Consider the following 10747-nt stretch of genomic DNA (forward strand, 5'->3'; position numbering starts at 1 on the left):
GGAGGTGATCATGGCCAGAAGGCGCCGGTCCCGCTATGTACCGGACCAGGGACTCACCACCCGCATGGTGACCACGATGTTCCTGATCGGGCTGCTGTACGTCGTCTTCGTCGGCGTACTCCTCGCGCTGCTGCGCGGCGCCTGGCCGATCATCCTCATCGTCGCGGGCGGCCTGTTCATCGCCCAGTTCTGGTTCAGCGACAAGATCGCGGCCCGGAGCATGGGCGCGGTGGAGGTCACCCCGGAGGAGGCCCCGGCGCTGCACGGCGCCGTCGACCGGGTCTGCGCCCTGGCCGATATGCCGAAACCACGGGTCGCGATCGCGCAGAGCGACGTACCGAACGCGTTCGCGACCGGCCGCAACGAGAAGACGGCCCTGGTGTGCGCGACGACGGGCCTGCTGCGAAGACTGGAGCCGGAGGAGCTGGAGGGCGTGCTGGCCCATGAGCTGTCGCACGTCGCCCACCGGGATGTGGCGGTGATGACGATTGCCTCGTTCCTCGGTGTCCTGGCCGGAATCATGACGAGGGTCGGCCTGTACGGAGGCCTGAGCCGGGCCGGCCGCAGCAACAGCAACACGGCGCTGGCGATGGCCCTGATCCCGCTGGTCAGCGCGGCGGTCTATGCGATTAGCTTCCTCCTCACCAGGCTCCTCTCCCGCTACCGGGAACTCTCTGCGGACCGGGCGGCCGCCCTGCTGACGGGCCGCCCCTCGGCACTCGCCTCGGCCCTGACGAAGGTCACGGGACAGATGGCGCACATTCCGACGGAGGACCTCCGGAAGGCGGAGCCGTACAACGCGTTCTGGTTCGCCCCGGCGTTCTCGTCCCGCGAGAGCCTCGGCCGGCTGCTCTCCTCCCACCCGACGCTGGAACAGCGCCTGGACCAGCTCGCGTCGATCAGCGCGCAGCTCTCGCGGCCGTAGGCACGCTGCCGTGGGCTTCCTGGACAAGCTCCTGGGCCGCACCAGGCCGGTCCCGCCGGACCTGGACCGCCTGTTCGCCCTCCCGTCGGCGGCGATCACCCTGGAGGCGGCGACGGGCTTCGTCCCGACGGGCGCGGCGTCGGTGTGCTTCGCGGGAGTGGAGGGAGGCGCCTTCCACCGGGTCCGCCAGGACGTCAGTGACCTCCTGGAGGCCCCCGAGTACAGCGAAGACGCCTACGGCTACACGTGGCTGCTGCTGCGCCGCGCCCCGGATGACGTGGCGTCCCTGGTGAACGACCTCCATGCGGTGAACACCCTGCTGGAGGAGTCGGGCTTCGGCCCCCACCTGCTGTGCTCCCTGATCACGTTCCACACCCCGGAAGCCCGCGCGCTGGCGCTGGTGTACCTGTACAAGAGGGGCACGTTCTACCCGTTCGCCCCGATCCCGGGCGGCGGTGAACGAAGGGACAACGCGCTGGAGTTGGAGGTGAGGTCGCTGCTGTCGGAGGATTTGAGGATGGAGGGGGAGCTGAACAGATGGTTTCCGGTGTGGGGGGCGCCGGGGTTGGAGGGGTGAGGGGTGTGGGGGTTTGTATGATCGGCGCGTTCTGGAGGAGGGGGAGCAGGACTTGGAGGCGTGCCCTATGTCGCTGATGTCGGAGTCGCTGAAGTTGCTTCGAAACGGCCTTGAGCGCTGACAAAGTGCCAGGTCGGGAAGGTGCTCCCCGCACGCGCGGGGATGGTCCCTCCCCCTCCCCGCTCGGGACACCAACGGCAAGGTGCTCCCCGCACGCGCGGGGATGGTCCCTTCGGCCGTAAAGGGCATTTGTTCCTGACGTCGTGCTCCCCGCACGCGCGGGGATGGTCCCACGGTGGTGGCCTCCCGGCCGGGCGGCGCGACGTGCTCCCCGCACGCGCGGGGATGGTCCCAGCGGGACCAGCCTCCGAGATGCCGTGGACCGGTGCTCCCCGCACGCGCGGGGATGGTCCCCGGCCCCGGGCGAACCCCGGCGTCGCGGTGGGGTGCTCCCCGCACGCGCCGGGATGGTCCCCCGGTCGCGCCGGGGAGACTCGTCGGGGTGCTGTGCTCCCCGCACGCGCGGGGATGGTCCCCGGCCGCGCCGGAGGGCGCGGCATTTGGCGCTGTGCTCCCCGCACGCGCGGGGATGGTCCCCTGGGCGGCGACCGGCTGACCGCCGGGACGCAGTGCTCCCCGCACGCGCGGGGATGGTCCCAAGTTGACCGAGTGCGTCATGATGGAGGCATGGTGCTCCCCGCAGGCGCGGGGATGGTCCCCAGATGCCCCGCCCGGCCCCGGAGGCCGAGGTGTGCTCCCCACACACGCGGGGTCGCTCCCACTCCCGTCCCAGCCGGGAGACGAACTTGCGCTCCCCACGCACGCGGGGATGTTCCCGAGGGTCGCCTCCCCACGCCCACCATGGCGGTGTGTTCCCCGCACGCGTGGGGATGCCAGGCCGGACGAGCCCAGCGCCACCACGGCCACCAAGTGTTTCCCGCACACGCGGGGTTACAGTCCCCGGCAGGAGTTCCGTCCTGCTCCTGCATCACTACCCGGGACCGAAGTCATCCCTGTACTCACGCGGGGATCTCCCGGGTACCGTTCGTAAGGGACGATTGAGAATCAGGAGACTGGTATGGCGCGTTGGAGTGATTACACCACCGGTCAGCGCATCAAGATCCTCCGAGGAAAGACCCTCCGGCAAACCGACCTTGCCGAGTTGACGGGGCTGTCGCTCCCCACGGTGCAGCAGGCAGAACAAGACAAGCGACTAACTCTGCAGACTCTCCTCCTGATCGCCAACGCCCTGGGTACGGATACCTCGGTACTGCTCGGCCAGCAGGGCCCTCGCAGGGGAATGGAGCAGGATGATCGTGCAACGGTCAAAGCCCTCGCACGTGCGGTGCACGACACTTCCGCTGGCCTTTTCCCCGACAACGTCACGGCACCACCGCTCCCCGGACTCGCAGAGACCGCGAAGCAGTGCTGGGATCTCTATTGGGACGGAAAGTACGTGGCTGCCGGAGCCGTGGCCGGTCAGCTCATTCAGGAGGCCGGAGCGCGGCTGCACGAGCAGCCCGACGGTGAGCGGGCAGAGGCGTGGCGGCTTCTTTCGGACGCCTACCGACTGGCCGCCTACGTGGCGAATCTGATGGGCTCCCGAGACCTCGCCTACGCTGCAATCGGGCATGCGCAGTTCGCGGCCGCTCACGCCGATGACGGCTTGAGTAGCGCGCTGGTGATGTCGGGACGAGCGTGGATCTACCTCCGGGATGCCCGGTTGACAGACTCATTGGCCCTTGCCGAGAAGGCCGCGAACGATATCGAGCCCAGGTTCTCCCGGGCGACAACAGGTGAGTTGGTGGCGTACGGATCCCACATCAACTTCGCTGCCGTTGTCGCGTCGCGCGTCGGTGACGAAGGGCTGGTCGGAGACTATCTGAGCCAGTCGCATGCTGCCGGCGCTCGGATGGGGCGCGAGGAGCGGGCCCATGGAACGGTCTTCGGCCCGGTCACGGCCAGTACTCAAGCAGTCGGAATCAAGGTGGCTCTCGGCCGGACCGGCGAGGCTCTGGGGCTCATCGCCGACATCAACCCCCAGCACGAGGCCGCACTGTCCGGGGCGGCGCGCAGCCGGTACGCCATGGACAAGGCGATGGCGCAAGCCGAGGCGAAGATGTGGGACGCGTCTCTGGACACACTGGAGCGGGCGCTTCTCGACCACCCCGTCTGGGCCCGGCACCAGGCCCTGCCTGCCGTCATCGTGGAGAAGGTGGGTCGAGCCTCGACCGCTCGACTCCAGCGGGTGTCCAAGTTGGTTGCGACCGGCCCGGAGGGAAGCGGATTCGCTCCGCCGAAGGCCAAGAAGACCTTGTGACTCGTACGTGGCATACGAGCGCGCCTGAATCTTTCCCGATGCACTCGTATTGCCCGTGTGGATGGTGAGCTGACGGATCATTCGGCTGATACGAGGCCTTTCTTCACAGGCGCGTATCGGTGCGGGATCGTCGCTTCATGCCTCGAACCGGACAGCAGCGGGCCCGTAGAGCTCGCTTAGCCGATGCAGCAGCAGGTCTTGTTCCGCACGCCGGACGCGACCGGGTCGGTGTCGTTCTGTACTGCCCCGGCAGCGCGGACGATGCACTGTTCCGGCTTCGCCGGTACGCCGACGTACGAGACTGGTCCATTACCGCCGAAGCGGCCTCATGGAGTGAAGCCGAACGGCTCATGAAAGGCACCGGGGCCCAAGGGGTCGTCACCGACCAGCCGGGCAACTCCTTCAGCATGCCCGAGATGATCCACATCTACTTCGTTGTCGTCGTAGGAAATGGGCCCTGCGGGCAGAACAACGGGCCGACTCGCGCACTCTGAGAGCGAATGTAGAGCCCGTTCCCACCCGGAAGGTGTTTGACCGTTGATTCCTGCACGGCAGCGAACAGTCGGCTCAACCCTCCCGTTCGGTCAGCCGACCTCGGAGTCATGCCCACACAAGTGCGCCCCAGCGGCCGTCGCGACACGGTTCGCCGGGGCTCGACCGTCCAGCTTTCCAAGGAGCTGAGCAACCGTATGAATGACCTTACCGTTCGCTTGTTCGCCCGCGTAGTGGGCTTACCGGTCACGTGCCCTCCTCTCCCGGGGCGGCCTGTGGCTGTGCCCTCTGTGAACTGGAGCGATTCCTCCGCTGGGTGGTTGCGGTGACGATGGAGAGCTTTCTCGCCCCGCCTCCTCCGCCGCTTACTGCGGTCTGTCGTGTGTGTGGTCGTGTGACGACGGCACCGGTGGAGGTCGGGTATGTGGAGCGGGCCAGTGGTCCGGGTCTGGTGCAGTACGTCTGCCCTGAGCACGCGGTCACGCTCACTCCTGGTCCTGTGCCGGGCGAGTTGAACCGGGCCGGAGGTTCCGATGGCTGACGTGCCTTCGCTGTCGTGGTTCCGGGGACGGGTTGTGCCGTGGGTGACGCCGTGGTCCGGCGCGCGGGTCCTGGCCGAGCCGGTTGTGATCGCTGCTGGTGGGGTTGGTATCGGGTACGCGGACGAGAGTGTTCACGACCGGGCCGATGACGGCGTACTGCTTGCCCGTGGCCGTGGGCGATGCCCTGTCGAAGATGGTGGTCGCCCTCTGTACGAACAACTGGACCCTCGCCGTCAGCGCCGGGCCTCGAACCGACTGCTGTGCCAGGTCTGCGGTGGGCGGCCTCCGCGCTCCAGGCACGGGGTTCTGTGGCTCCTGCCGGCGGCGGGCCAGGTCGAAGGAGTTCTCACAACCGCCCCACCGGTATGCCTGAAGCCCTGTGCGGCTCTGGCGGTCCAGCAGTGCCCGGCTCTTGCGCGTGGGTATGTTGCGGTGGAAGTACGGTATCCCCGGCCGTGGGGCTATCGGGGCGTTCTCTACGTACCCGACACCAGTCACGAACGCATGGTTCGGTTAACTGGGGAGTCGGTTCAGTTGCCGTACGGGGATCCGCGTCTGCCGTGGCTGCTGGCGGACCTCTCCGTCACCCGCCTCACGGGCTGCACTCTCACCGACCTGGCCGCTGAACCGTCCCGGATCGGGGGCGCGTGATGGCTTCGTACTCCGAGAGTGTGCTCCGTCCGGTGAGTAGTAGTGCGAGGGTTCATCATGCGGCTCTCGGCGGTGCTGACGGGCGGGAGGCCTATGAGGATGACGAAGTGGTGGTGCAGCAACTCCTTGCGGCTGGGGTTCCGGTGCGGGAGTTGGTGCGGGCGCGGCGGGCGTTCTATCTGCGTGCGGTGACGTGTGCGGTGCGGGATCTGGGGATTGCGCAGGTGCTGGATATTGGGCCGGGTTTGCCGCCGTACTCCACCAGGGACACCCATTCCATCGCGGATGAGCATCATGGTTTCCGGTCGCGGGTGTTGTATGCGGATGTGGATCCGGTGGTGGTGGCGCACTGGCGGATGTGGACGGACGGAGCCCGGCACCGGGCGGAGGTTTTGGATCTGCGCGAGCCCGACACGGTCCTCACGGAGGCGGAGGCGCATTTCGACCTCCGGCATCCGGTCGCGGTCGTTCTGACGGGGGTGCTTGAGGAGGTTGCGGGCGGCGATAGTCCGCATGGATGCGTGCGGCGGATTGTGGACGCGCTGCCGTCCGGGAGTGCGCTGATTGTTTCCCATCTCACCGGTGAGCAGGATCCGGAGCTCGTCGGGCGGGCGGTGGAGGTCTTGAGTGAGGTCGGCCTGCCTCTGTATCCGCGGAAGTTCGAGGAGATCGCCGGGTTCTTCGAGGGGCTGAGGCCGGTGGGCCCGGGGCTGCTGCCGGTGAGCCTGTGGCACCCCACCCATGCCGACGATCACGCCCCGCCTGTCGTTCATGCTTACGGAGGGGTGGGGCTCGTATGAATGACGGGCTCCGGCTGGTGGCGGTTGCGGTCATCACGCGTGTGGTGGACGGGCGGGTGCTGCTGGTGCGTCGGCGGGTCCCGGTCGGTGGGCTGGTGTGGCAGTTCCCGGGCGGGAAGGTGGAGCCGGGGGAGTCCCCGGAGGAGGCGGCGGTCCGGGAGACCCGGGAGGAAGCCGGCCTGACGGTCACCGGCCGGGCACGGATCGGATCCCGTACCCACCCCCTGACCGGCCGCCACATTCTCTACATCGCCTGCACCACCGCATCCGGCACCGCCCATGTCACCGCGCCACGGGAGATCACCCACACCCGGTGGATCCCACCCCAACTGCTCGATACCTATGCCCCCGGTACGTACGAACCAGTCCGCCACCACCTCGGACTCCACACCTGACGAACGGACACCCCACACCCCGCTATGGGCCTCTGTCTGGCCGTGCATCTCGGGTGGTTCAGTGAGGAAGGGTGTGCGAGGGAGGAGTGGTGCGCGGCGGGCCTTTGTATGATCGGCGCGTTCCGCTGAAGGGGGAGCAGGACTTGGAGCCGTGCCCTATGTCGCTTATGTCGGAGTCGCTGAAGTTGCTTCGAAACGGCTTTGAGCGCTGACAAAGTGCCAGGTCAGGAAGTGTGCTCCCCGCCCGCGCGGGGATGGTCCCTCCGGTGATCCGCATGACTGGCGGTCTGGCCGGTGCTCCCCGCCCGCGCGGGGATGGTCCCCGGCCTGCGTCACACAAAACCGCAGGTCAAAGGTGCTCCCCGCCCGCGCGGGGATGGTCCCCAGCGGGAGAAGGGAGGGGACTCGATGTGCTTGGTGCTCCCCGCCCGCGCGGGGATGGTCCCCTGGCCGAGCAGCCCGCCCCGGCGCCGGTCTGGTGCTCCCCGCCCGCGCGGGGATGGTCCCCCGGCCCTGACCGCTGAGCAGGCCCCCGGGATGTGCTCCCCGCCCGCGCGGGGATGGTCCCCCCGCCGACCTCCCCGCCTCCTGGTCCGGCGAGTGCTCCCCGCCCGCGCGGGGATGGTCCCGAGTGGCTCCAGCTCCACACCGCCGAAGTCCTGTGCTCCCCGCCCGCGCGGGGATGGTCCCCCGAGGTCCGCCAGGCGGCTCTTGCTGCCGCCGTGCTCCCCGCCCGCGCGGGGATGGTCCCGCCCAGCGCGGGGCCGTCTTCGGGACGACCGGGTGCTCCCCGCCCGCGCGGGGATGGTCCTCCGAGTAGTGGTCGGGGTCGATCGTCACAATCGTGCTCCCCGCCCGCGCGGGGATGGTCCCCGGCCGGAGCCCAGCCGGTCGTCGGACGGTCGGTGCTCCCCGCCCGCGCGGGGATGGTCCCAAGGCGACGGGTGAGCGTGCGATGGACCGGGAGTGCTCCCCGCCCGCGCGGGGATGGTCCCAAGGCGACGGGTGAGCGTGCGATGGACCGGGAGTGCTCCCCGCCCGCGCGGGGATGGTCCCGCTGGATGGCGCCGCATCGGCGGTGCCCTGCGGTGCTCCCCGCCCGCGCGGGGATGGTCCCGGCCGCCCCCTCGACTCCCGCGGTCTGTCCAAGTGCTCCCCGCCCGCGCGGGGATGGTCCCGACGATGTTCGAAGCCGGGGACGAAGTAGAGATGTGCTCCCCGCCCGCGCGGGGATGGTCCCGGTGTTGACGTTGGTCGACTGGCGAAGGCTCCGTGCTCCCCGCCCGCGCGGGGATGGTCCCTGCCCACACTTGAGGTAAGCAAGCTCGTGGGGGTGCTCCCCGCCCGCGCGGGGATGGTCCCTACGTACGCGACGGCGGCCGGGGCGGCTGGCGGTGCTCCCCGCCCGCGCGGGGATGGTCCCCGTGCGGGGGATGTCCGACCCCGGGCGTACGGGTGCTCCCCGCCCGCGCGGGGATGGTCCCCATCCCCGCTTCCGCCACCGAGACGACGCAGGGTGCTCCCCGCCCGCGCGGGGATGGTCCCGTAGCCGTCCATGTAGCCGGGCATGCCCGTGCGTGCTCCCCGCCCGCGCGGGGATGGTCCCGGCGGTCAGGTGCGGTCGGGGAATCCGATGCTGTGCTCCCCGCCCGCGCGGGGATGGTCCCCGGCCCCCGGCCTTCCGGCCTCGGAGCCGTCCGTGCTCCCCGCCCGCGCGGGGATGGTCCCGTGAACGCCGCCGTCTGGCCGTCGTTCTCCAGGTGCTCCCCGCCCGCGCGGGGATGGTCCCGCGGTGTTCACGTCGATCCCGACCACGAACCGGTGCTCCCCGCCCGCGCGGGGATGGTCCCCCGAGCTTCAGCCTCTTCATACGGCCCGAGCTGTGCTCCCCGCCCGCGCGGGGATGGTCCCAAGTCCTCGCCGCCCGCGAAGAAGCCGTCCGCGTGCTCCCCGCCCGCGCGGGGGAGGGCCTGCTGTTCATCCTCGGCGCCAACGCGCTGTGGTCACGCGCAGGCAAAGACACCGCGCCCGACGCCTGGCGGCGTGGGGTCGCCTTCATACTCGATGGCCTGCGGGCTGGCTCGGCCCACCCGCTTCCCGTTGCTCCGCTGACGCCGCAACAGCTCTACGAGATCATGGGCGGCATCATCGGCACACGGCCAGGCACCGGCCAGTAGGGGCGTGCCCGTCAGGCCGCGAACTCTCGGTCTCGTTGGTTGGCGGCCCGATGCCCCTACTAGGCTCGGCCTGCATGACTCACACCGAGATGACGATCACCGCCGAGCTGATTCGGGACCTCCTGCGCGACCAGCACCCCGACCTGGCCGAACGGCCTATCGAGCTCGGCGCGCGCGGCTGGGACAACCAACTCTGGCGGCTCGGCGACGACCTCGCCGTACGGCTGCCCTGGGCGACCGAGTCCGCGGACGGACTTTTGCGCAAGGAACACACCTGGTTGCCCGCACTCGCCGGGCAGCTCACGTTGCCCGTGCCCGTACCGCAGCGGCTCGGTGAACCGTCCGATCGGTTTCCGCGGCCCTGGACCGTCGCCACCTGGGTGCCGGGTGAACCCGCCGACCGCGCACCGGTCACGCGCGGCGCCGACGCGGCAGACCGCTTGGCCGCATTCCTGACGGAACTTCACCAGCCCGCTCCTGATGGGGCGCCCAGGGGCCGCGGGCGTGGCGGCCCCCTTTCCGAAGCTGCCGACCAGTTCGCGCACCAGTTGGCTTCGGCTACCGAACTGGGGCTGATCCCCGACCCGGATGCCGTCCGTGCGGTCTGGGAGGACGCGGCCGCGGCACCTGACTGGGCGGGCCCGCCCCTCTGGATCCACGCGGACTTGCACCCCGCGAACGTCCTGACTGCGGACGGAACCTTCTGCGGCGTGATCGACTTCGGTGACCTCTGTGCGGGCGACCCGGCCGGGGATCTTGCCGCAGCGTGGATCCTGCTCCCGGATGATGCCTTCGACCGCTTCCATGCTGCCTACCGGCCCACCCTGGACGCGGCGACCCTGCGACGTGCCCGTGGTTGCGCGGTGATGCGTGCCCTCTCCGGCATCCTCATCGGAGACGCCGGCGTCCACGGCCGTCCCGGCGGCAAGGCCACGTGGGGCCCGCCTGCCCGCACCTCTCTGGAGCGCCTCCTCGCGACGGCCCACCGCTGAGAAGTGTGGGTGCGCAGGTACCGCAGCGGAGATAGGAGAATGCGGGGCTTTGTATGATCGGCGCGGTCCGCTGAAGGGGAAGGGAAGTTGCTGATGCGCTCTATGTCGCCTATGCCGGAGTCGGTGAAGTTGCATCAGGAGCGCGTTGAGCGCTGACAAAGGACCAGTTCAGCGAGTGTGCTCCCCGCACGCGCGGGGATGGTCCCCATTCGAGAAACGGCGGCGCCCCCTTCCCCTTGTGCTCCCCGCACGCGCGGGGATGGTCCCGGAGTCGAGAGCGCGCCCATGCCCATCGGTGTGTGCTCCCCGCACGCGCGGGGATGGTCCCAGTCCCGCCCGGCGTCGGCCGGGCGGGACCTGGTGCTCCCCGCACGCGCGGGGATGGTCCCTCCCCCTCCCCGCTCGGGACACCAACGGCAAGGTGCTCCCCGCACGCGCGGGGATGGTCCCCAGTTGATGGAGCAGTACGACGGGGTGGCGAAGTGCTCCCCGCACGCGCGGGGATGGTCCCCCGCCGTAGTCCTTCGCGTTCAGCGACCGGGGGTGCTCCCCGCACGCGCGGGGATGGTCCCGGGGCGACCCGCGACCAAGGCACCCTGGCCAAGTGCTCCCCGCACGCGCGGGGATGGTCCCCGCTCCATCGACGCCAGCGGCGACGAAGTCGGGTGCTCCCCGCACGCGCGGGGATGGTCCCCCTCGTTGAGCCCTCAGCCGTCGAGCCGGAGAGTGCTCCCCGCACGCGCGGGGATGGTCCCGGCGGCGCCGGAGCGGAGGCGGCGCCAGGCGGGTGCTCCCCGCACGCGCGGGGATGGTCCCACTGCCGAGGAGGCACCGGATGAGCGCCACGCGTGCTCCCCGCACGCGCGGGGATGGTCC

7 protein-coding genes and 2 CRISPR repeat arrays (1 of these 9 only partly in view) are annotated in these 10747 nt (G+C 70.0%); all 7 genes read left to right on the plus strand.

Features of this window, described 5'->3' with window-relative positions:
• Positions 1–10: 10 nt before the first annotated feature.
• Positions 11–925, plus strand: a complete 915-nt coding sequence (gene htpX, locus B7R87_RS32030) for a zinc metalloprotease HtpX (RefSeq protein WP_040912823.1) — start codon at positions 11–13, stop codon at positions 923–925.
• A 10-nt stretch (positions 926–935) separates the two neighbouring features.
• A complete protein-coding gene (gene pspAB / locus B7R87_RS32035) occupies positions 936–1502 on the plus strand; it encodes a PspA-associated protein PspAB (protein WP_006344814.1) in 567 nt (188 codons plus the stop codon).
• A 1078-nt stretch (positions 1503–2580) separates the two neighbouring features.
• A complete protein-coding gene (locus tag B7R87_RS32040; RefSeq protein WP_006344813.1) occupies positions 2581–3822 on the plus strand; it encodes a helix-turn-helix domain-containing protein in 1242 nt (413 codons plus the stop codon).
• 1538 nt (positions 3823–5360) lie between these two features.
• Positions 5361–5507, plus strand: coding sequence for a hypothetical protein (locus B7R87_RS32045; RefSeq protein WP_157997827.1), 147 nt, complete (start codon positions 5361–5363; stop codon positions 5505–5507).
• A complete protein-coding gene (locus tag B7R87_RS32050) occupies positions 5507–6307 on the plus strand; it encodes an SAM-dependent methyltransferase (RefSeq protein ID WP_040912822.1) in 801 nt (266 codons plus the stop codon). The genes B7R87_RS32045 and B7R87_RS32050 overlap by 1 nt, the downstream gene beginning before the upstream one ends.
• Positions 6304–6702, plus strand: coding sequence for an NUDIX hydrolase (locus B7R87_RS32055; RefSeq protein WP_006344811.1), 399 nt, complete (start codon positions 6304–6306; stop codon positions 6700–6702). The genes B7R87_RS32050 and B7R87_RS32055 overlap by 4 nt, the downstream gene beginning before the upstream one ends.
• Positions 6703–6935: 233 nt before the next feature.
• Positions 6936–8674: direct repeats of the CRISPR family, unit length 29 nt; unit sequence GTGCTCCCCGCCCGCGCGGGGATGGTCCC.
• A 279-nt stretch (positions 8675–8953) separates the two neighbouring features.
• Positions 8954–9871 (plus strand): aminoglycoside phosphotransferase family protein, encoded by a 918-nt coding sequence (locus B7R87_RS32065; protein WP_006344809.1) that lies wholly within the window; start codon positions 8954–8956, stop codon positions 9869–9871.
• A 177-nt stretch (positions 9872–10048) separates the two neighbouring features.
• A CRISPR array of direct repeats spans positions 10049–10747; the repeat unit is 29 nt; unit sequence GTGCTCCCCGCACGCGCGGGGATGGTCCC; it runs 123 nt beyond the window's last position.

The sequence above is a fragment of the Streptomyces tsukubensis genome, assembly GCF_003932715.1.
Classification (GTDB): domain Bacteria; phylum Actinomycetota; class Actinomycetes; order Streptomycetales; family Streptomycetaceae; genus Streptomyces; species Streptomyces tsukubensis.